Consider the following 20,841-nt stretch of genomic DNA (forward strand, 5'->3'; position numbering starts at 1 on the left):
ATATTTCTACATCACTTCAAACTGATTTTTCACATGCACCCTTTACAGTGGAAGGATCGTATGTTAGAATATATACATACCGAACGTATGTATGTTAAAGGAGGAGCTATGGCACGCAATAAATACCCCGAGAGAACCGTGGAAAAAATCCTGGAGGTTTCCCTGGCTCTCTTCAATGAAAAGGGCTATGAAAAGACTACAATCCAGGATATCGTCAATGCTCTCGGCATGAGTAAGGGTGCCATTTATCACCACTTCAAATCCAAGGATGAGATTATCGAGGCATTGAGTGAGAGATGCTATCACGGGGATGTACAGCTGGAGCAGCTGCGCAGGGCCAGTGATAAAACCGGTATTGAAAAGCTGCGTGCGATCATGTACCGCCAGATTCAAAATGAGGAAAAGCAGCAGATTGACGCAATCTCCATAAACCTGTGGAAGAATCCCAAAATCTTCATGAACGGAATGAGTGAAAATATGAGCGTCAATTCCCAAATCGTGGAAGGGATTTTAAAGGAAGGCATGGAGGATGGTAGTATCCGCAAGCAGGATGCACAATGTGCCGCACAGGTTTTGATGCTGCTGTTGAATTACTGGATCTGTTCTCCTGTTGTATTGGCAGATCGAAGTGCCATTCCTGCCAAGGTCTCTTATTTCCGCAAGCTGTGCGATGACATCGGCATACCGGTTATTGATGACATACTGGAACAGGAGCTGACTGCTTATTTTCGTACCCTTGCCAATTCTATGTAAGACTACCCCATCGGGTAGTTTCTCTTAACCAATATACATACCGTCGTTCGGTATCATAAAAGAAAGGAACCTTCCCATGAACGCTTATAATCATAATTTTAAACTCATGATCATCGGGCAGATCATTTCCCTGTTCGGTAATGCAATTCTACGCTTTTCGCTTTCCCTGTATGTATTGAAGGTGAGCGGTAGCGCCTCCATCTTTGCCACGATTCTGGCCGTTTCCATCCTTCCAACGATCCTGCTTTCCCCCTTTGGAGGTGTTCTGGCAGATCGTGTAAGCCGCAGAACCATCATGCTTGGACTTGATTTTCTGACCTCCTTTTTAATTTTCGCTTTTTCCATGATCAGTGCACAGCATTTCAGCATTCCCCTAGTAGCTGTACTCATGATTTCTTTGTCCGTGATACAGGCCTTTTATCAGCCCTCCGTACAGGCCAGCATCCCCCTGCTTGTTCAGGAGGAACAGCTCATGCAGGCAAACGGAATCGTTGTTCAGATCAATGCACTGGCGACCCTTTTGGGGCCGATTCTCGGTGGTCTTCTGTTTTCGCTGCTTCCCTTCTCCTTGCTGCTGAATATAGCTGCGACCGCCTTCTTTCTATCCGCTATTTTGGAATGTATCATGCGGATTCCCTTTCAAAGCGCACCCTCAGGCGGCAGGATGCTGGCTGTGATACGTACCGATATGAAGGAAAGCCTGCATTTCCTGCGCTATGAAAATCCGGCTCTGATTCGCCTGTTGCTGCTGTTGGCAGCCCTCAATCTTGTTTTGTCCAGCTTTATCACGGTGGGCCTTCCTGTGATTTCCAATATCACCCTTGCCCTGTCCCCTGCCTTTTACGGCTGGCTGGAGGCCGCAATCGGTATTGGCTCCATCGCCGGCAGCATGACAGTACCCTTTGTTATGAAACGGGTGGATATATCCGGAGCCTGGCGGTTTCTGATGGGCGGCAGTCTGTTTCTCTTACCGATGGCGCTCGTTCTGTTTTTTAAAGCTCCGGTATATATTGCCTATGGCTGCATCTTTGTATCTAGCATCTGCATCATGCTGTTTGCCGCTCTGTTTAATATTTACGCACAGACCTTTCTTCAAAAATCCACACCCAATCATTTGCTGGGTAAAGTTGCGTCATTGGTGACAATGGTTGTGATGTGCTCCTATCCAATCGGACAATCCGTATATGGTATGCTCATGGAACGCTTTTCCTCCAGCATTGCACTCCTGATTACCGGTGCCTGCCTTGCCTCCCTTATGATCTCCCTGCTGAGCAGAAAAGCCTTGAAATCCATAGGAAATGATTGTGAAATGGATGCTGTCCTGCTACAATAAATACGTTTAAGGAGGCATATCATGAACTATCATGTAGAAGAAGCAACGATTGAACGATTCACAAGAGAATTGATTGAAACACCAAGCCCGGTCAGCTATTATGAGGAAATTCATCCCCTGATGGAGCGTATTGCCCGACAGATTGGCTATACCATCACCTATGACCGTAAGCGTACTGCCTATATCCGTGTGGAGGGGGAGGACACCTCAAAAACCGTCTGCGTAGGCGCGCATCTGGACACGATTGGACTGATGATCCGGCACATCAACGATAACGGTACCCTTGCTTTGCGTAATCTGGGCGGTATCAATTACAACAATATCGAAGGCTGCAGCGTGCAGGTGCATACGCGTGGGGGAACGACCTATACCGGACTGCTTGCCTGTACCTCACATTCCACGCATGTATTCGATGATGCAAGAAGTGCAGTGCGTGAGGAAAGCAATATGATGGTAATCCTGGATGAGCTGGTATACAGTGCACAGGAGGTACGTGCTCTGGGCATAGAGCATGGGGATATCATTTCCATCGATCCGCAATATCATTACACGGAAAGCGGCTTTATCAAATCCCGCTTTATTGACGACAAGGCTGCGGTAGCTGCAGTGTTCGCCGTCCTTGAGGATATGAAAAAAACAAACAGAAAGCCGCAGTATACCACCCTGTTTGCCTTTCCGCTTTATGAGGAAATCGGGCACGGCGGAGCATATCTGCCGGAAGATGTCAGTGAATATGTCGCACTGGATATCGGATTGATCGGACCGGATTACTGCGGAAGTGAAACAAAGGTGAGTATCTGTGCAAAGGATAACTATACACCGTACGACCGTGCACTTACCACAAAGCTCATAGAGCTGGCAAAAGCACAAGAGCTGTCCTACAGCGTGGATGTGTTTTACCATTACGGAACAGACGCCTCCGCTGCAATTCGCTCGGGAAATAACGTGTATGCGGCTGCCTTCGGTATGGGCTGCTTTGCCTCCCATGGCATGGAGCGCTGTCATATTTCCAGTATCGTACAAACAGCCAAACTGTTGTATGCCTATCTGATGAGTGTTTAAGCCAGGAAAATGAAGCCCCTATGCACAGCCCTTTGGATACTGGAAAAGTATTCGCATGTAAGAGGAAATGAAACGATCTACTGTAGCATTTGAAAACAGTTCACAATCAGCAAATAAAAGGTATGATCCATATGAGCTCTAGCCTTTCCTTTCGAATCCAATAGCTCATAAATACATCATATATTCATGAGCATCTGTGAATTGCAATAACAAAAAAAGCGATGCCTGCAATCGGTATCGCTTTCTATCAGGACCATGCATGCCATTCATGGTCTTTTTTTATGATGCAGCTGATTTCTTGTTATCCTCATCTCTACTCTGACGGGCACGCTCCTTGCGCTTTTCTTCCTTTTGAAATTCCCGATAAATCTTCATAAAGGCGCGTTTTTCTATCCTGGACACATAGGAACGGGATATATGCAGCTGGCGGGCAATTTCCCGCTGCGTTTCCTCCTCCTGTCCATACAAGCCAAAGCGCTTGGTAATGATTTCCAGCTCCCGGGCATCTAGAACATGGATAAAGCGCTTCAGCCTTGCAATGTTGTCCTCTACGATCATATCATCGATAATACTGGTATCCTCGGGAGATGCAATCGCATCAATCAATGTGATTTCACTGCCATCCTTATCGGTGGCAATTGGCTCATTTAGGGAAACATTCTGAAAATAGTTTTTACTGCTGCGCAAATACATGAGAATTTCATTTTCAATACATTTGGATGCATAGGTTGTCAGCTTATGCCCTTTTTCGGGCTTGAAGGAATCCACTCCCTTGATCAAACCGATGGTTCCAATGCTGATCAGATCCTCTGTCTGTTCCTTTTTGATATCATATTTCTTTACAATATGCGCAACCAGGCGCAGATTGTGTTCAATCAGCTTGTTTCTGGCCTCCTCATCGTGCTCACTCAGCAAAGAGATACAGCGGGCCTCCTCCTCTTTATCAAGCGGCTGCTGAAAGGAATTACTGCGGATATAGCCCACATAGCACAAAGCATTGGATAATACTTCAAATATTGTTGTAAACATACGATCACCTGTTACCAGTATATGGGAAATGCTGTAGCTTTATGTCGAAAAAAAGTCCCGTACAGGACTTTAGTCTTCCAAAAAGGAATGGTAGTAAATTTTGAATTTCATTTTTTCATTGATTTTTTCCAGGGCTATGCCAAATCCGTCGCGGTCAAAGACAGCCACATCGATATAGGAGTAATAGATTCCAATGGCTCCTCCCATGGTACGGGCAATGGACATCGGATACAGCAAATCATTGATTTCCTTTTCCAGCTGCTGGCGTACAAGAGCCTCCTTTTCATCCTCGTACAGCTTTTCATAATACAGATAGCCGTACTCTCCGCCCTTATCCGCAAAATCCTTACAGGTCGCATATTCCTTGTTTAGCACTTCCTCCTGCAGCTGCGGATTCGTGGTGACAATGAGCTTCATATCTCTTCTTAGTGTTTCACTGACCGGCTTTTCATCCAGCTTATAGGCCATATAAATAGAAAGCGGATCATGATATTCCATCCACTCCTGATCAACGATGATATCACACAGATCCTCATACAAATTCGGAAGGAGACAGACATTTTCTTCATCGCTTTCCTCCTCCAGAATTTCCACGCGGGAAATACGCGCTTCCAGCTCCAGCTCACCGATGAATAACTCCAGCATATAGGCAACGATGTTTTCTCTCTGTGTGTCCGAAAGCGACAGCAGCGCCTCACAATACACCTTCAGCTCCACCGTTTTGCTTTCCTCATCGATGGTATAATATACCTTAAAATCCGCACCGCGAACCGTTTTATCCTGTATTTGAAGATAGCTGTTTAATGCCCGCTCACTTAACGGCGGTCGAAATGCATTGATGATCCAGTTTTCACTGAGCTCTTTGGGAGCATCCTTTTTCAATAAGGCACTGCATAGCTGTGCCGTCTTATCTCCCCCAGTGGCAAATGTCATTTCAAAAAAGCCGGTTTCACTCAGCTCCACCTCCAGCTTACAGCCGCAAACGGATTTCAGATGCTCATTGATATCATTGAGCAAATGCTTATATTCGTGCTGATCCTGCGCACGCAGAGCAGCCTCCAAAGGCTCCTGTATGGTAAGGAAATAGCTCCAGAAGCTTTGTACACGATGTTTACTATTCATTCAAGTTCTCCTCTCTGCTGCATTTATGCATAAGATTATATTGATGGATGTCATGATCGGGATGCGTGATTTCACTCATGAGTACAAAGCCTGCTTTATAGTAAAGGGAGAGATTTTCAGCATGGTGCGTTTCCATGGTGACATCCTTGCCGATTTTCTGTGCATGCTTCAGCAGGGCCTGCAGCATCATGGTTCCCACACCGCTTCCGCGTGATTCCTTTTGTGTGAAAAACAGATCCAGATGCAAATAATCCCCCTGTACGAATTCTGCGATCCAGCGGCTGGTAAACATATCCCAGCATTCCACGACATGCTTCATGCTTTTTAAAGAACGAAGTCCAAGCAGCATGGGAATCATTTTCATATTCAGCCACAGTAATTGCAAATGATACGGCAACGGACGCTCCAGGGTAGAGTCCCATACTACCATGACACTTCTGCATTCCTCACTGTCTGCCAAAAAATGACAGTACGGCTTCAGTGCCTTCAGATAGTGGCGAAATAAATACCGCAGTGTTTTCAGCCTTGTTCGATCGTCCATGAACACGGTCTTATACAGGTCGTCGTCGTAAAAGTTTTCAGCCAGCTGCATATGCAGTGTGGCAATCTGCTCGTCATTCATCAGATAAAATTCAGATAACGGCATAGGTTACACATCCAATCTTTTTTTCGAACCCATATTATAGCATGTTTTATTCTCGGGCACAAGGATGATGCGGACGCTGTGAAAGCTAAAAGATGCAGGTGCTGTAATACCCGCATGGAACCGTGGTTTCTATACAGGGATGTTATCAAATAATAATCGTTTACTGTACGAACAGCACGCATTACAGAACAGGGATAGCGGGATATATATTTAACAGATTCTCACAAGCTGCTTCATATTTCATAGTTTTCTATAGCAAGCACGCTAAGATATTCCATAAAAATATTGTTTGCTTCATTATTGCTTTATCCTATGCTGTACTTTAAACAACGCGACAAGCAAAAGCTTTTGTCGATACATATTGTAGCTTCCATATCTGAAGGGCTGTCATATTAAAAAAGCATCAGGCAACCGCCAGACGCTCCTTCAGCTTTTTGATAATTTTCTTTTCAAGACGGCTTACTTGGACCTGAGAAATGTTCAGCTTCTTCGCGATATCCTCCTGCTTCATAGATAAATCATAGCGGTAATGCAGCAGCAGCTGCTCCCGCTGATCCAGCTTTTGGATTTCATCACGTAGGGAAACCTTCATCACTACATCCTCTTCCTTCTTATTGGAAACCTTATCCTCTAATAGAATCGGTGATCCGTCATTTTCATAAATCGTTTCATCCAGTGAATAGATAAACTGGTTTGCTTCAAATGCCAGAATAACATCCGCCACCTCCAGCTCCATCGCATCGGCTATCTCCTGATAGGTAGGCTCATGGTTCAGCTTCTGCAGCAGCATCTCCTTGGTCTTAACCATCTGCAGATAGCCCTCCTTCAGACTTCTGGATATACGAATGCTGCCGTCATCACGGAAAAACCGTTTGATTTCTCCCATGATAATCGGTACCGCATAGGTAGAGAATTTCACCTCATAGCTGGTATCGAAGTTATTCAAAGCCTTCATCAGACCGACACAGCCAATTTGAAACAGATCCTCATTCGATATTCGCTGTCGGGAAAACCTTCGGATAATCGAATAGACAAGCGCGCTGTTCTGTTGAACAAAGCAGCTTTTCGCTTCTTCATCCCCCAATCGGATCCGTTCTATCAGCTCCTCATTGCTCGCTGTCTTTTCCATGATGGATTCTTTTCTTTATCGTGACAAGCGTTCCCTTTCCCTTTTCCGATTCAATATGGAAATCATCCGCAAAGGTCTGCATGATCGTCATTCCCATACCGCTTCGCTCCATATGCTTTTTACTCGTATACAATGGCTGCATCGCCAGCTGCAGGTCGTCAATGCCGCAGCCCTCATCGCTTACCTTCATATATATGTATTCCTCATCATACGTGATCTGCAATACGATGGTACCGTCTTCTCTGCTTTCATAGCCGTGGATCATGGCATTGACAATCGCCTCAGCAAGCATGGTCTTAATTTCCATGATTGCTTCCATATCCAGATTCAGCGGCATCAGGAAAGCTACCGCACTCGTTCTCGCAAACGCTTCATTTTCCAATCTGCTTACAAACTCCAGTTTCATCGTATTCATAGCTTTACCTCATTTCTCTCATGCTTCATGATCTGAAAGATCCCGGACATCTTAAACAGCGTCTGGTTGACTCTGGACAGATTGCACAAAATGAGCTGTCCGTGCAGCTTCTGCAGCTGCTTGTAGCGTGCCAGCACAAAGCCGATGCCGGTGCTGTCCACAAATGTGACCTCCTCAAAATCGAGCTTTACCGTCTTGGGCTGATATTTATCTATCAGGTCGATGCAGATCTGTTTGAGATTGCAAACGGTAAGATTATCCAGATCCCCGTAAAAATAAAAGTAAAGGATACCGTCAATATACTGATGTTTCATGTTCATCCCTCCGCTGACCATAGTACCACGTTTTCAAATTCCTTTGGGGATATTCGACAAAGCATCCACAGGTTCGACAGAAATTTTCTTTACTACCCGTTTTGAGGAAAGAAAAAGGAGGAGCCCTTACAGCTCATCCTCATCAAAGCCTTCATCCAGGTCACGGCTGTATTCCTCCATATAGCCTGCCTGCTCATCGGCATCCGCACTGACTCTGCATAACGCATACAGCAGAACAAACAGAAAGAAGACTGCTGCGATACCGACAATCCATAATATACTTGTCATCATATCCCTCTTTTCTGTTTCTATTGTATGTGTCTATGCATATCTCATTCGTGCATACACACGCCAAGTTCTGACAATCAGGCCAGGGTATCGCTGAATGCCTTCATAAAAATATCCAGATAATTCAGCTGCTCCACATCCTGATCGACACCGACTGGCACCTCCATGGTGTAGCCATCACTCATGGTGATTTTCACACTGCCGATTGCTTTTTTTGCTTTATAAGGCGGGGTATCCTTGGTTATCGTGATTTCCTTTTTCTTTTCCTTCGGCTCACTGCCTTTTTCAAATACATAGACAAGATCCTTCAGTGTGATCAGATTCACGGTAGCGGGCTTACCGTTTTCCATCGTATATGCTTCCAGCTTGGTACCCTTGGGATAAAGCAGACCCTGCGCGAATTGCGAGAAGCCGTAATCCAGCATCTGCTTGATTTCTGCGTTTCGTTGTTTGCTGCTAGGTTCCCCCATAGCTACAGCAACCAGGCGCAAATCCTTTTTCTTTGCCGTAACGGTGATACAGGACATCGCCTCAGTGGTAAAGCCTGTTTTTAATCCGTCCACGCCCTCATACTGCTTCAGCAGCTTGTTCGTATTGACCAGCCAGAATTTCTTATCCGTATTCTCCCGGATGTAGGCATCATAGGTGGACGTGATGGTTAGCAGCTCCTCACCGCCCTCAGCGATCAGTGCGCGGGCAATCACGGACATGTCCTTTGCACACGTATAATGCTCGGGGTCATGCAGTCCTGTCGCATTCATAAAATGGGAATTGCTCAGCTTCAGCTCCTTCGCCTTGTCATTCATCATTTCGACAAAGCGCTCATTGCTGCCACCCACCTTTTCCGCCATAGCTACCATGGCATCATTGGCACTGGCAATACAGATGGATTTTACCATATCGCGTACACTCATGGCTTCTCCCGGCTCCAGAAAGACCTGACTGCCACCCATGCTGGCCGCATATTCACTTGCGGATACAGAATCCTCCCATGTGATTTTTTTATCGTGAAGGGCTTCAAATATCAGCAGCAGACCCATCATCTTCGTCATGCTGGCAGGGTACAGCTTATCTGTTTCATGCTTGGCGTAAATCACCTTTCCGGTGGTGTTTTCAACCAGATACGCAGCTTTGGCACTCGGTGCCAGATCCTGTGAATTTTGTGCAGACTGCTGCTTTGGTTCCGCTTCCTGTGCGTGAAGCTGTTGCGGTAAAAGTCCCATACCAAGACATGCACTCAGACACAGTACAATTAGTTTTTTCATTTGCATCTACCTCAGTAAAGTATATGGGAAAATGAATGGCTTATGTCAAAAGGATGAAAAAAGAATTGTTTATCTTCCATAGGAAAAGGGGCAGAATATTTATTTGCATGTTCTGTCCCTGTATGCTTCCTAACGGTATGTATGCTGATGATGCAAACGGTATGTTTTTTATGTTTAGCGGCCGGTTTGTTTTTTGGCTTTTTTATGCATACCCGGTATGCCGGCACGCGTCATTTCCCGTATGTTGAGTACTTCCTCCAGTTTATCCTTGCTCATCAAGCCGTTTTCCAGTATCAGCTCCTTCAGCTTCCGATTTTCCTTGAGTGCAAGCTTAGCCATACGGCTCGCCTGTGCATAGCCAATGTGCGGAGCAAGCGCTGTTGCAGTGCCTAAAGAGTTTTCCATCACCTCACGGCAATGCTCCGTGTTCGCCTGAATGCCCATGATGGCATGGACACGCAGCGTATGACAGGCATTGCGCAGCAGGTCTATGGATTGAAACAGATTGAAGAACAGCACCGGTTCAAAAACGTTGAGCTCCATCTGTCCTGCTTCTGCCGCCTTGGTGATCGTTACGTCATTTCCGAATACCTGAAAGCACACCTGATTGCATACTTCTGGAATAACCGGATTCACCTTTCCCGGCATAATACTGCTTCCCGGCTGGCGGGCAGGCAGCACGATTTCCGCAAGTCCGGTTTTCGGCCCGCTGGCCATCAGACGCAGATCGTTACACATCTTTGATAAGGAAACACAAAGAGTTTTTAGGGAAGCATGGGCAAATACAAACGGATCGACATTTCTTGTCCCATCAATCAAATCACGCGCACTGGTCAGTTCAATTTGCGTGATGTCGCACAGATTTTTCACACAGATACGCTTGTAGCGCTCATCGGTATTGATTCCCGTACCGACAGCGGTGGCTCCCATGTTTACAGATTTCAAGTTGGAAAAGGCAACCTTGATTCTGCGGATATCACGAACGATTGCAGTCGCAAAGGCATGAAACTCCTGTCCCATGCGAATCGGCACAGCATCCTGCAGATGCGTACGCCCCAGCTTGATCACATCATTGAATTCAATACTTTTATCGAGCAGTGCTTCCTGCAGCAGCATCAGCTCCTCCAGCAGATCCTCCACCAGAAACAGGGATGTCAGCTTTCCGGCGGTTGGAAATACATCGTTGGTGGACTGACCAAAATTCACATGGTCGTTGGGATGGATATAGTCATACACCCCCAACGGCTTACCGGCAAGCTGTGCCGCTCTGTTGGCAACAACCTCATTGGTGTTCATATTGGTGCTTGTGCCTGCTCCTCCCTGAATTACATCGGTGATAAACCAGGCATCCAGCTTCCCCTGAATGATTTCATCACAGGCTGTCAGGATATAGCCTGTGCGTTCATCATCCAGATGTCCGCATTCATGATTGGCCATTGCGCAGGCCTTCTTAATCATTCCCAGCGAACGGATCATCACCGGATGTGTCCGCAGCTGAGTGATGGGAAAATTCTGTGTTGCACGCACTGTCTGCACCCCATATAGGGCATCCGCAGGAACCTGCACTTCCCCCAAAGAATCTTTTTCAATACGAAATTGCTGTGTTGTCATAGTATTCCTTCATCTCCATCGTTTTCTATACCCTCATTATACTACGAAAGCGCTTTTATTTCCTATAATATCCTTATAAAAAATACGAATACTGTATATAAGAGGAAATAGCCAAAGAAGCTATTACTTTTATAAAATAAATATCCGCAAGCTATGGTGATCCTTATAAATACAAGGTACAATATAAAGTTGTAAAAAAAAGAAAGGCTTATAAAAAAACAGGCGGATGGAAATCCGGCTCCACCATAAATTTAAAGGGAAAGCAAAGCTGTCGTGTGTATGTAAAATTCAAAAACAAAACAACTGGCAGAGAAACTATCCGTAAGCTTGGCGGCTTCAAAATCTATTAAATTAAAATCTATTAAAAATGATGGAATGCTCCTGTGTCATTCCATCATTTTTTCTATCATCAGCTTTTGAAACGGTTCCAGCTCAATACATGCTTTTGTCACAACCTCCACCCTGCACTGCTGTTTCTGTAACCTTAAGATCAGATCAGAATTTTCCTCACTGTCCTTTTGAAAATGAATTCCCCGCAGCATATACAACGGCAGTACCGCTACACTTGTAGCCTGAAAGGGTAAAGGACATACCGAACTCTGTTTTTCGTGAACCGCATACATCTTTGTATCCTCCTCTGTGATTGCTTCAAGAAGCGCTTCAAACGCACCGTTCACACAAGAATGATAGATAACCAGCAGACAGGAGCAGCCGCTATCATAACGCACCTGCCGCAGACACTGTGCCACCTCAGTTTTACTCTGAAACATAATCGGTTTCACATTAAAGGCCGATGTCCTCCATGAGTAAAGCTGCTCAAAATAGCGTCCCTGCTGAAACAGCATCGGAATCAAAATCGGCTGCACCTTGAATGCTTTCAGTATGTGCATCCAAGCACTCACCGATTGCTGCACGCTCTGCTTAGAAACAGCAGCGGACAAAAAAGCAATCGCTGTTACCACGCCCGGATAGCGCTGTTCAATAGACGCGCAAAACGGCTCCACTTCCTGCAAAGCCAAATGTTTAACACCGTGAAAGCACAAAAGCAGCAGCGTTTTCCCCTGCAGCACCTGTTCAAGAATACATAAATCCTGCTTTGACAGGTCTGCCAGTCCATGCATAAGCTCACGACGGGCTTCCTGTGGGACATACTCTAACGCATAGGCACGCAGCTTTCTCAGCATAACAAGACGGTCCGCATACTGTTCCTTTACCACGTTTTCCATATCCTGCAGCATTTTCTTTGCAAGCAGCGGGCTTGCCCCTTTAGTTCCGGCGGCAAGAACATACTCTCCTGTCTCCTGAACAGCCAGCGCATGCATGCTCGCCTGTGTATCCCGCTGTACACTCATGGCAAATATACCGGCTGCCCTGGCATCTGCACATATCTGCGCATTGGTTGTGGCATGGTCACAGCAAGCGATCACCAGCATCATTCCCTGCAGCAGCTGCGGACGATATTCATCCATAATACATGGAAATACAGCATCCGCAAAGCAGGGATCAAAGCGCTTTGCAATAACCCGGATGTCTGCCCCCTCCTGTGTAAGCTGACAGCATTTTCGATAGGCACTTTGACCACCGCCAACCACCAGCACCGGGATTCCTGTCAGACGCAGTTGTACACACATACTCATAGCTGCTGTAATGCCTTTCGCATGATATCCAGTGTTAAATCCAATTCGTTGTTTGTGTGCGCCATCGACACAAACATCGCTTCATAAGGAGAGGGTGCAATCAGGACACCGTGATCATAAAGATATTGAAAGTATCGTTCAAACAGCTGCGCATTACAGGTTTGTACATCCGCAAAGCTGTAAACAGGCTGCTTGGTGAAAAACAGTGTCAGTAAGCTTCCTGCCTGATGAATCTGAAAGGGCAGCTGCAGCTCATCCAGTATACGCTGCATTCCTGCCTTCAAATAGGCTCCCTTCTCCTCCAGCTGTGTATAAACCTGCGGATGCTCTTTCAAATACTGTAACAGACGGCAGCCCAGATGCATTGCCAAAGGATTTCCGGAGAGAGTTCCTGCCTGATACACTGCACCGCTTGGACTTACGGTATCCATGATATCCGCTCTTCCTCCATAAGCGCCAACCGGCAGCCCCGCTCCGATAATTTTTCCAAAGCACGCCATATCCGGTACGATGCCATACAGCTGCGCAGCGCCGCCATAACGGATACGGAAGCCACTGATTACCTCATCGAAAATCAGCACGATATCATGTGCATCACAAAGATTGCGCAAGCCCTGAAGAAACGACGGCTCAGCAGCTACCACGCCCATATTTCCCGCAATCGGCTCCAGGATGATCGCAGCGATCTCCCCCTTGTTTGCCGCAATGAGCGCTTCAACAGAAGGCAGATCATTGTAGGTGCCTACCAGTGTATTTTTCACGATATCCGCAGGAACACCGGGACTTGTCGGCATACCGAAGGTCAGCGCCCCAGACCCGCTTTTCACAAGCAAGCCATCGCTGTGACCGTGATAACAGCCTTCAAATTTAATGATTTTATCCCTGCCTGTAAATCCTCTGGCAGCACGGATTGCGGACATGGTTGCTTCTGTACCGGAATTTACCATCCGTACCTTTGCAAGACCCGGATAAGCCTGTGTGATAAGCTGTGCCAGCTCCACCTCCTGCGGTGCACAAAGACCGTAGCTGATTCCCTTTTGTATGATGTCCTCCAGTTGCGTACTGAGCAATGGATGCGCATGTCCCAGAATCATCGGCCCCCAGGATCCGATATAATCCAGATACGTATTCCCGTCAACATCCACAATATGGGAGCCATTGGCACGCTCGACAAACAGACAGGGTGCATGTGCGCTGGAAAAAGAACGTACCGGAGAGTTTACTCCCCCGGGCATCACACGGTTTGCCTCCTGAAACAATGCCAGGCTTTTCTCATGCTTCATCACTGCACCCCCTCATCGATCAGCCGGGCAAGATACAGGGCAAAGTAGGTAATGATGAAATCAGCACCGGCACGCTTCATCGCCAGTATACTTTCAAAAATAACAGCTTCCTGAACCAGTCCCTGCTTCACTGCCATTTTCAGCATGGCATATTCCCCGCTCACATTATATACCGCAAGCGGCAGCTGAAACCGCTGCTTCGCCAGTGCCACGATATCCAGATAGGCAAGAGCCGGTTTGACCATAAGCACATCTGCCCCCTCCCTTTGATCTGCCTCCAGCTCACGCAGAGCCTCTCTGCTGTTCGCAAAATCCATCTGATACCCCTTGCGGTCTCCAAAGCAGGGTGTGGAATTGGCAGCGGCACGAAACGGCCCGTAATAGCTGGATGCGTATTTTGCACTGTATCCCATGATCGCCACATCGGTATAGCCCTGTTCATCCAGGGCAGAGCGAATGGATGCAATGTGTCCGTCCATCATATCACTCGGTGCGACCATATCTATGCCTGCAGCCGCATAGCTTAACGCGATACGATTCAGATAGGACAGTGTTTCATCATTTAGCACATTCCCTGCCTCATCGAGAATACCGCAGTGCCCGTGATCGGTATATTCACACATGCATACATCCCCGATCACATAGATTTCCGGTGCATACTCCTTTATAAAACGAATCGCCCGCTGGACAATACCATTCGCATCATACGCTGCAGAACCACAGGCATCCTTATGGTCTGGAATCCCGAACAGAATACAGGAAAGAATACCTGCCTCCTTCATTTCATCCAGCACCTGCGGCAGACAGTCAACCGAATAATGATAGACATCCGGCAGTGTTTCGATTTCCCGGCAGATATGCTCACCTTCCACTACAAACAATGGATAAATCAAATCTCTTTTCAATAATACCGTTTCCTTGCTCATGGAGCGTATGGTTGCATTTTTACGCAATCTTCTTCCTCTATACATGTGCTTCCTCCTCTACGATACAACGGCCAAACAGCGCCTTATCCGCCCTTGGCAGCTCAATGATATGCCTGCAGCCATAGCTTCGCAGGGCTTTACTTGTATGCGAGCCCATGGAATACACAGGCAGACTTGTGATATCCTGCTGCTTTTTCAGCTGCTGCATACAGGCGTGTACATGAAAGCTGCAGGTAAACAGTGCACCATCATAGGTCTGCGGCTCTAGCTGAAACGGCAGCGATTCCACCGTATATGCCCTTACGACCTGAACAGTGGCAACCTCCTTTAGCCGGAGATACAATACATCGTTATCATTATCCGCTTTGACAAGCACAACGTGATCCTTTGCCGTAAGCTGCTTGATCAGCTCCTGCGCAAGATGCTCGCTGTCCTCCTTCTTTGGCAGAATATCCGCCTGTACCCCATAACGTGCCAGCACCTGACGGCTTTTTTCTCCGACAACGGCAAGCCTGATCGCATGAAGCTGCCGTAAATCTATGTGCTGGGCAAGCATTTGTTCAAAAAACAGCTCAATGGCATTGCGGCTGGAAAATACCAGGACGGTAGTGTCCTTTAATGCAATTTCCTTTAAAAGATTTGGATTAGCCACAATACAGCCTGTTGTCACACATGCTGTCAGTGCACCCAGATCCTGCAGCTGAAGCTGCAGCCCTCGATCTGCATGCGCAAACCGGGGAAGCAGATACCGCTTTTGAAACAATGGACGGTGTTCCATGAAATTTAATTCCTCATGCAAAGAAACCACCTCACCGATGACGATCAGCGCCGGAGAAATGATTGCGGAAAGATCTCTGCTTTCAATATCACACAGGGTGGCACAAACCATTGTCTGCGTGGCACGGCTGGCATTACTGACAAGCGCAATGGGTGTTTTGGGATCACGACCGGCGGCCAGCAATCCGTTCACAACTGCGGACAACTGCTTCAGTCCCATATAAAAAATCAGCGTATCACGGGTATGCGCCATCCCTGCATAATCAAGCTCTGGCAGCGTATCCTGCTTGCCGTGTGCACTCATCAGGCGTGCGCCTGTCGCATAATCACGATGTGTAATCGGAATACCGGCATATGCCAGCCCGCCGATACCGCTGGAAATTCCAGGTATGATCTCAAACGGCATTCCTGCGCGTACAAGCGCCTGTGCTTCCTCGCCGACTCTGCCAAACACACAAGGGTCTCCGCCCTTTAACCGGATAACCGTTTCATATTGTCTGCCCTTCTCGATCAGTAAATCCTGTATCTGCTCCTGCGTCATGGCATGGTTGGCAGCCTGCTTGCCGACATAAATGCATTCGCAGTGCTTCGGTGCAAACTGCAGTATTTCCGGATCGAGCAGACGGTCATACAGAATACAATCCGCACGTTTAAGCATCCGCATAGCACGCAGCGTCATCAGCTCCCAATCCCCGCAGCCAGCTCCGCATAGATAAATCATTGTTTCCCACCTACCTGTTCCCGCAGGACAGCTGCCGCCTGTATGGCAAGCTCTACCGCCTGTTCTCTGGCACCGCTGATATGCAGCTGTTTGAGTCTTGTTCCGTCCTCATTACCATAAACAGCATATAGCTCCGCGGTTGTATCATGCAGGATGCAGCGTGCGCCAAGCGGTGTATGACAGCCGCCGTTTAGCTCCTGTAAAAAGGCACGCTCTGCACAGACCTCCTCATCCAGAGCCGGATCACACAGTGCATTGACAAGCTGAATCAAATCTTCGCGTTCCTTACATACCTCTATCGCCAGTGCCCCCTGTGCCACGGCTGGTACCATGATACATTCCTTCAGCGTCTGGGTGATATACGGCTTTAGCTCTAACCGTTTTAAACCGGCAGCTGCCAAAACGATTCCATCCAGCTGCTGCTCCTCCAGCTTTCGTAGCCGTGTTTCTATGTTGCCGCGGATACCGACGATTTCCAAATCGTTTCGCTGACGCAAAAGCTGATAGCTGCGGCGTTTACTGCCTGTGGCAATACGTGCATGCGGCGGCAGCTGTTCCAGTGTCGGGGCAGTGCGCAGAACAAGCACATCACGGGCATCCTCACGCAGAAGCGTCTTCGTAAAGCATAGGCGCGCATCCAGTGTGGAGGGCATATCCTTCATGCTGTGCACGGCAAGATCAATCGTTCCCTCGAGCAGCTGCTGTTCAATTTCCTTTACAAAAATACCCTTATCCTTCATCTGATCCAATGCCACATGCTGATTGCGGTCTCCCTTGGTAGAGATCACGCATAGCTCAAAGGTATGCTGCGGATATGCTTCCTGCAGACGGTCTCTTACCTCCTTGCATTGTGCCAGCGCCAGAGCGCTTCCTCTTGTTCCCATTCGTATATGCATAATCAGTCTCCCTTCAGCATCGTTTCCAAAACCTGCGCATACAGTCGCTGATCCTGCCCTTTTGCTTTTTTCAGCGTCAGCATCGGCTCTTTTACCATACGCAGAAAGGATGTATGCAAAACCTTTTTCAAAACCTGCTCCTCATGCGAATTCAGCTGCAGTTTGGATTGCAGCAATGCAAAGGTATCTGCCGCCATTTGCTCACTGCGCTGCTGCAGCGATTGAATCAGCTCATCCATCTGCTGTCCCTGCAGACGTTCATAGGCTTCCTGCGCTGCCTGCTCCAGCATTCCATGTGCCTGTTGCAAAAGGCTTTTTCGTTTCTGCAGCTGATCATCCGCTTCCTGCTGCAGATGATCGATATCAATCACCGTACGCCATGCATCATCTGCGATATCCGGATCAATATCTCTTGGCATTGCCAGATCCACATACAGCTGCTTTCGCTGTGTCTGCGGCATATCCTCTTTTCGCAGAATGCGGTGAGGAGAAGCAGTCATGGAACATATCACATCACATTGCTCCAGTATCTCATAGCGTTTTTCAAATGGAGTATAGTCCATCCTGGATGCCATCACCCGCTTTGCCTTTTCCTTGCTGCGGCTGCATACATACAGTGCTGACAGCGGCTCCTCCTGCAAATACTGCAGCATCAGCGAAGCCATTTCCCCGCTGCCAATCACCAGTATGCTGGCATTATCCAAGGATATTGTACGGCGGATGCTCTTAATTGCCAGATAAGCGATTGAAAGCGGGTGTTCACTGATTTTATAGGTTGCTTTCAGCTGCTTGACTGCCGCAAAGCAGCTCTGAAATATACGATGCAGCTGCTTTTGACAGGCATGACACTGATCTGCCAGCAGATAACTGCTCTGTATCTGTCCCAGAATCTGATCCTCTCCAAGCACCATGGAATGATACCCGGCTGCTACCTCAAACAAATATAGGACCGCATCCCTGCCGGTTTTTAAAAACAATGGCACGTTATGATTGGCAGCCTGCAGAAACAGCCTTTTCGCCTCATCCAGCTGCTTCCTTGTTTCATATATAATATAGAGCTCACTGCGGTTACAGGTGGACACAAGCACAGCCTGTGTAATAGCAATATCCAGCAGGCGGTTATATAGCTCCATTTTCTCTGTATCCGTGAAAGCTGTTAAATCTCTAATATCCGCAGATGCTTCCTTATAGGAAACACCAAGTACCCCGAATTCCATGATAACACCTCTTTTTTCAAATACTGACCAGATATATTATAAAGGCTGCAGGTGGCAGATACAAGCAGGCTTTATGGAAACGGTATAAGAATTCCTTATACCCCTATAACACAGAAAAAATTGTCGGTGATTTAAAAACGTGCTACTATGATATCTGAGTGCAAAAATCAACAAGGAGGATTTTATGAACGAGGATCTGAGAGAGGAGCTGCGTTCGGAGATCGAGGATTTCCGTACACAGACCAAACGGTTTCTGGATAAGGAACTGAATGTAAAGGAATTTAAGGGCTATTCCGGAGGCTTTGGCAGCTATGCCCAGCGCGGTGCTACCAGCTTTATGCTGCGTCTGCGTATGAACCAGGGCGTTATGACAAAGGAAAAGCTGAAATTTGTATGTGATACATGCCGACAGCACAATGTCAGCAAGGCGCATATCACAACCTGCCAGACGATTCAGCTGCACGACCTCAGTGGTATGGAGATTCCCTATATCATGTCGGATGCGCTGGATCATGGTATCGTATGCCGAGGAGGAGGCGGAGATTTCCCCCGCAATGTTATGTGTTCACCATTAAGCGGCGTCGATCCGGAAGAAACCTTTGATGTACTTCCCTATGCGGCTCGTGTCGGTGAATATCTGCTGTCCATTGTCAACAAATACACACTGCCCCGCAAGCTGAAGGTTGCCTTTACCAATTCCGACAGAAATGAAGCACATGCGACCTTCCGTGATCTAGGCTTTATCGCTAATCGTGATCATACCTTTGCGGTATATTGTGCAGGCGGTCTGGGAAACAACCCGCGTATGGGTGTCTGTGTGGAAGAGCATGCCGCACCGGAAAAGCTGCTGTATTATGTGTCCACGATGGTGCTGATGTTTATGGAATTTGGTAATTATGAAAACCGTGCAAAAGCAAGAACGCGCTATATGCAGGAAACACTGGGCAGCGAAGGTTTTGTAAAGGCCTATCAGGAGCGGCTGCAGCGTTCCCTTGCCGGACAGAATCTTGATATCGCGATAAGGGAAGAAACGATTTGCAAAACAGGGCCGGATGAAGCAATCCATGACCGCCGTATCTTTTCACAGAAGCAGAAGGGTCTGTATGCTGTTTCCTATCATCCCATCGGGGGTAGTCTGACACCGCAGAAGCTGCAGGAAATCTATGACTGTATACAGGATATGGAGGCTGTGGAGGTGCGCCTGACGCCACAGCAGGGCATGTATATCATCAACTGCACAGCGCAGGAGGCTGAACGTGTATTATCAGTGACAAATGACGGTGCCCGCAATGAATTTGAGGAAAGCACAGCCTGTATCGGAGCTGCCACTTGTCAGGTGGGTCTGCGGGATTCCCAGGGGGTGTTAAAAGATGTTATCATGTATCTGCGAGAGAAAAATTATCCGGATCATGTATTGCCGAGGGTCTTTATATCCGGATGTCCAAGCTCCTGCGGTACCAATCAAATCGGACAGCTCGGCTTTCAGGGAACTGTCAAGGTAATTGAGCGTAAGCCGTATCCGGCCTTTACACTCAGTGTCAGCGGAAATGACCGTCTGCTTCAGGAACGCTTCGGGGATATTAAGGGCGTAATCCTTGAAGACGATATGTGTCTGTTTCTGTCAGCAATCGCAGATGCTGTAACAGCGGCTCATACGGATTTTGCGACATGGCTGGCAAAAGAAAAAGAACAGCTTGATGCCATTCTGCATACATATCTGAAATAAATAGATATCGGGAAGTGTTTCTACAGGGAATGCTTCCCTTTTTCATGTCTCAATCAAATCCTTTAACAATCCCGCACATCTTGCCATGTGGCGAAGCCATAGCGGATAATACGGATACTTGGGATGAATACCGTCATATTCATACAGCTCGTCTCTCCACTTCATCAATGTACTGTTATCGATGAAGCCAAGCTGCAGATCCTCACACATCCGCTGCAATGCCTCATTGTACAGACGATAAAGCCGCTCTCCCCCATTGCGTTCCATAATATCACTGCGTACCGGAATGATGGAATTTATATATATCGCCGTATCCGGTAAGGCTTTTTTTAAAAAGGCAATCTGACTGCGGTAACAGGTGATAAAGCTTTGCGGAGCTCGCTGAAGCCGCAAAATATCATTTTTTCCATATTCCATGAAAATAACTGCGGGCTCCATGGCGATGGCGAACAGCAGATCCCCCTGAATGGTATCAATACAGCGTCCCCGTTTGGCTACGACATTGTTTTTCCGAAGCAAGCGAAAATCCAGGATAGATTCCGCAAGAGAGTCCCCCAGGATCAAAGCTTCCTCATAATATGGAACCATTTCATAAATCGGCTGTGACTGCTTCTCATCCGCTATCTGGTACCGTCTCGTCTTCTGCACGCTTTCATCAGGTTTTGTTATCATTCCCATACACTCAAACTCC

General features: G+C 47.3%; 20 protein-coding genes. 4 read left to right on the forward strand and 16 right to left on the reverse strand.

The features are described from left to right. The first annotated feature begins 108 nt into the window (after positions 1 to 108). The 3 genes from GKZ87_11895 (at position 109) to GKZ87_11905 (ending at position 3,148) form a co-directional block, all read left to right on the forward strand. Complete coding sequence (locus tag GKZ87_11895) at positions 109 to 753, forward strand: TetR family transcriptional regulator (protein ID QSI26137.1); 645 nt, start codon at positions 109 to 111, stop codon at positions 751 to 753. 76 nt (positions 754 to 829) lie between these two features. Next, positions 830 to 2,086 (forward strand): MFS transporter, encoded by a 1,257-nt coding sequence (locus GKZ87_11900; protein ID QSI26138.1) that lies wholly within the window; start codon positions 830 to 832, stop codon positions 2,084 to 2,086. A gap of 21 nt (positions 2,087 to 2,107) precedes the next feature. Further along, positions 2,108 to 3,148 carry a M20/M25/M40 family metallo-hydrolase gene (locus GKZ87_11905; GenBank protein QSI26139.1) on the forward strand — a complete coding sequence of 347 codons (1,041 nt, stop codon included), beginning with the start codon at positions 2,108 to 2,110 and terminating at the stop codon, positions 3,146 to 3,148. Positions 3,149 to 3,427: 279 nt separating this feature from the next. Here GKZ87_11905 and GKZ87_11910 read toward each other — a convergent pair whose 3' ends face one another. The 15 genes from GKZ87_11910 to hemA all read right to left on the reverse strand — a co-directional run bounded on the left by GKZ87_11910 (position 3,428) and on the right by hemA (position 18,424). Continuing rightward, positions 3,428 to 4,177 (reverse strand): sigma-70 family RNA polymerase sigma factor, encoded by a 750-nt coding sequence (locus GKZ87_11910; GenBank protein QSI26140.1) that lies wholly within the window; start codon positions 4,175 to 4,177, stop codon positions 3,428 to 3,430. Between the two features lie 69 nt (positions 4,178 to 4,246). After that, positions 4,247 to 5,299 (reverse strand): hypothetical protein, encoded by a 1,053-nt coding sequence (locus GKZ87_11915; GenBank protein ID QSI26141.1) that lies wholly within the window; start codon positions 5,297 to 5,299, stop codon positions 4,247 to 4,249. Beyond that, positions 5,292 to 5,945, reverse strand: coding sequence for a GNAT family N-acetyltransferase (locus GKZ87_11920; protein QSI26142.1), 654 nt, complete (start codon positions 5,943 to 5,945; stop codon positions 5,292 to 5,294). The genes GKZ87_11915 and GKZ87_11920 overlap by 8 nt, the downstream gene beginning before the upstream one ends. Positions 5,946 to 6,348: 403 nt before the next feature. Continuing rightward, a complete protein-coding gene (locus GKZ87_11925) occupies positions 6,349 to 7,074 on the reverse strand; it encodes a sigma-70 family RNA polymerase sigma factor (protein QSI26143.1) in 726 nt (241 codons plus the stop codon). After that, positions 7,052 to 7,489, reverse strand: coding sequence for an anti-sigma F factor (locus GKZ87_11930; protein ID QSI26144.1), 438 nt, complete (start codon positions 7,487 to 7,489; stop codon positions 7,052 to 7,054). The genes GKZ87_11925 and GKZ87_11930 overlap by 23 nt, the downstream gene beginning before the upstream one ends. Continuing rightward, entirely contained in the window at positions 7,486 to 7,803 is a 318-nt protein-coding gene (locus tag GKZ87_11935) for an anti-sigma factor antagonist (GenBank protein QSI26145.1), read from the reverse strand. Before GKZ87_11935 ends, GKZ87_11930 begins: the two co-directional genes overlap by 4 nt. Before the next feature lie 126 nt (positions 7,804 to 7,929). After that, positions 7,930 to 8,094, reverse strand: coding sequence for a hypothetical protein (locus GKZ87_11940; GenBank protein ID QSI26146.1), 165 nt, complete (start codon positions 8,092 to 8,094; stop codon positions 7,930 to 7,932). Between the two features lie 74 nt (positions 8,095 to 8,168). Further along, on the reverse strand, positions 8,169 to 9,356 hold the full coding sequence (locus GKZ87_11945; GenBank protein ID QSI26147.1) for a D-alanyl-D-alanine carboxypeptidase: 1,188 nt from the start codon (positions 9,354 to 9,356) through the stop codon (positions 8,169 to 8,171). A gap of 174 nt (positions 9,357 to 9,530) precedes the next feature. Beyond that, on the reverse strand, positions 9,531 to 10,967 hold the full coding sequence (locus tag GKZ87_11950; protein ID QSI26148.1) for an aspartate ammonia-lyase: 1,437 nt from the start codon (positions 10,965 to 10,967) through the stop codon (positions 9,531 to 9,533). Between the two features lie 386 nt (positions 10,968 to 11,353). Then, positions 11,354 to 12,604: a siroheme synthase gene (locus GKZ87_11955; protein ID QSI26149.1), complete on the reverse strand. Its 1,251-nt coding sequence runs from the start codon at positions 12,602 to 12,604 to the stop codon at positions 11,354 to 11,356. After that, on the reverse strand, positions 12,601 to 13,887 hold the full coding sequence (gene hemL / locus GKZ87_11960) for a glutamate-1-semialdehyde 2,1-aminomutase (protein ID QSI26150.1): 1,287 nt from the start codon (positions 13,885 to 13,887) through the stop codon (positions 12,601 to 12,603). Before hemL ends, GKZ87_11955 begins: the two co-directional genes overlap by 4 nt. Continuing rightward, positions 13,887 to 14,858, reverse strand: coding sequence for a porphobilinogen synthase (hemB, locus tag GKZ87_11965; protein ID QSI26151.1), 972 nt, complete (start codon positions 14,856 to 14,858; stop codon positions 13,887 to 13,889). Before hemB ends, hemL begins: the two co-directional genes overlap by 1 nt. Further along, positions 14,851 to 16,311: a uroporphyrinogen-III C-methyltransferase gene (cobA, locus tag GKZ87_11970; GenBank protein QSI26152.1), complete on the reverse strand. Its 1,461-nt coding sequence runs from the start codon at positions 16,309 to 16,311 to the stop codon at positions 14,851 to 14,853. The genes hemB and cobA overlap by 8 nt, the downstream gene beginning before the upstream one ends. Continuing rightward, complete coding sequence (gene hemC, locus GKZ87_11975; GenBank protein ID QSI26153.1) at positions 16,308 to 17,207, reverse strand: hydroxymethylbilane synthase; 900 nt, start codon at positions 17,205 to 17,207, stop codon at positions 16,308 to 16,310. The genes cobA and hemC overlap by 4 nt, the downstream gene beginning before the upstream one ends. A gap of 2 nt (positions 17,208 to 17,209) precedes the next feature. After that, positions 17,210 to 18,424 carry a glutamyl-tRNA reductase gene (gene hemA / locus GKZ87_11980; GenBank protein ID QSI26154.1) on the reverse strand — a complete coding sequence of 405 codons (1,215 nt, stop codon included), beginning with the start codon at positions 18,422 to 18,424 and terminating at the stop codon, positions 17,210 to 17,212. Positions 18,425 to 18,608: 184 nt separating this feature from the next. Here hemA and GKZ87_11985 point away from each other — a divergent pair, with 184 nt between their 5' ends. Further along, positions 18,609 to 20,150, forward strand: coding sequence for a nitrite/sulfite reductase (locus GKZ87_11985; GenBank protein ID QSI26155.1), 1,542 nt, complete (start codon positions 18,609 to 18,611; stop codon positions 20,148 to 20,150). Between the two features lie 42 nt (positions 20,151 to 20,192). Here the strand turns inward: GKZ87_11985 and GKZ87_11990 are convergent, their stop codons facing one another. Then, positions 20,193 to 20,828 carry an acetylhydrolase gene (locus tag GKZ87_11990; GenBank protein QSI26156.1) on the reverse strand — a complete coding sequence of 212 codons (636 nt, stop codon included), beginning with the start codon at positions 20,826 to 20,828 and terminating at the stop codon, positions 20,193 to 20,195. Between the last annotated feature and the right edge of the window lie 13 nt (positions 20,829 to 20,841).

The sequence above is a fragment of the Erysipelotrichaceae bacterium 66202529 genome (assembly GCA_017161075.1).
In the GTDB taxonomy this organism is placed as follows: domain Bacteria; phylum Bacillota_I; class Bacilli_A; order Erysipelotrichales; family Erysipelotrichaceae; genus Clostridium_AQ.

Coding starts and splice junctions, on each gene's coding strand:
- GKZ87_11925 (QSI26143.1), bottom strand. CDS start 7,074: ATGGAAAAGACAGCGAGCAATGAGGAGCTGATAGAACGGATCCGATTG.
- hemL (QSI26150.1), bottom strand. CDS start 13,887: ATGAAGCATGAGAAAAGCCTGGCATTGTTTCAGGAGGCAAACCGTGTG.
- GKZ87_11955 (QSI26149.1), bottom strand. CDS start 12,604: ATGAGTATGTGTGTACAACTGCGTCTGACAGGAATCCCGGTGCTGGTG.
- GKZ87_11950 (QSI26148.1), bottom strand. CDS start 10,967: ATGACAACACAGCAATTTCGTATTGAAAAAGATTCTTTGGGGGAAGTG.
- GKZ87_11920 (QSI26142.1), bottom strand. CDS start 5,945: ATGCCGTTATCTGAATTTTATCTGATGAATGACGAGCAGATTGCCACA.
- GKZ87_11930 (QSI26144.1), bottom strand. CDS start 7,489: ATGAATACGATGAAACTGGAGTTTGTAAGCAGATTGGAAAATGAAGCG.
- GKZ87_11915 (QSI26141.1), bottom strand. CDS start 5,299: ATGAATAGTAAACATCGTGTACAAAGCTTCTGGAGCTATTTCCTTACC.
- hemA (QSI26154.1), bottom strand. CDS start 18,424: ATGGAATTCGGGGTACTTGGTGTTTCCTATAAGGAAGCATCTGCGGAT.
- GKZ87_11895 (QSI26137.1), top strand. CDS start 109: ATGGCACGCAATAAATACCCCGAGAGAACCGTGGAAAAAATCCTGGAG.
- hemB (QSI26151.1), bottom strand. CDS start 14,858: ATGTATAGAGGAAGAAGATTGCGTAAAAATGCAACCATACGCTCCATG.
- cobA (QSI26152.1), bottom strand. CDS start 16,311: ATGATTTATCTATGCGGAGCTGGCTGCGGGGATTGGGAGCTGATGACG.
- GKZ87_11945 (QSI26147.1), bottom strand. CDS start 9,356: ATGAAAAAACTAATTGTACTGTGTCTGAGTGCATGTCTTGGTATGGGA.
- GKZ87_11940 (QSI26146.1), bottom strand. CDS start 8,094: ATGATGACAAGTATATTATGGATTGTCGGTATCGCAGCAGTCTTCTTT.
- GKZ87_11990 (QSI26156.1), bottom strand. CDS start 20,828: ATGGGAATGATAACAAAACCTGATGAAAGCGTGCAGAAGACGAGACGG.
- GKZ87_11910 (QSI26140.1), bottom strand. CDS start 4,177: ATGTTTACAACAATATTTGAAGTATTATCCAATGCTTTGTGCTATGTG.
- GKZ87_11985 (QSI26155.1), top strand. CDS start 18,609: ATGAACGAGGATCTGAGAGAGGAGCTGCGTTCGGAGATCGAGGATTTC.
- GKZ87_11900 (QSI26138.1), top strand. CDS start 830: ATGAACGCTTATAATCATAATTTTAAACTCATGATCATCGGGCAGATC.
- GKZ87_11935 (QSI26145.1), bottom strand. CDS start 7,803: ATGAAACATCAGTATATTGACGGTATCCTTTACTTTTATTTTTACGGG.
- GKZ87_11905 (QSI26139.1), top strand. CDS start 2,108: ATGAACTATCATGTAGAAGAAGCAACGATTGAACGATTCACAAGAGAA.
- hemC (QSI26153.1), bottom strand. CDS start 17,207: ATGCATATACGAATGGGAACAAGAGGAAGCGCTCTGGCGCTGGCACAA.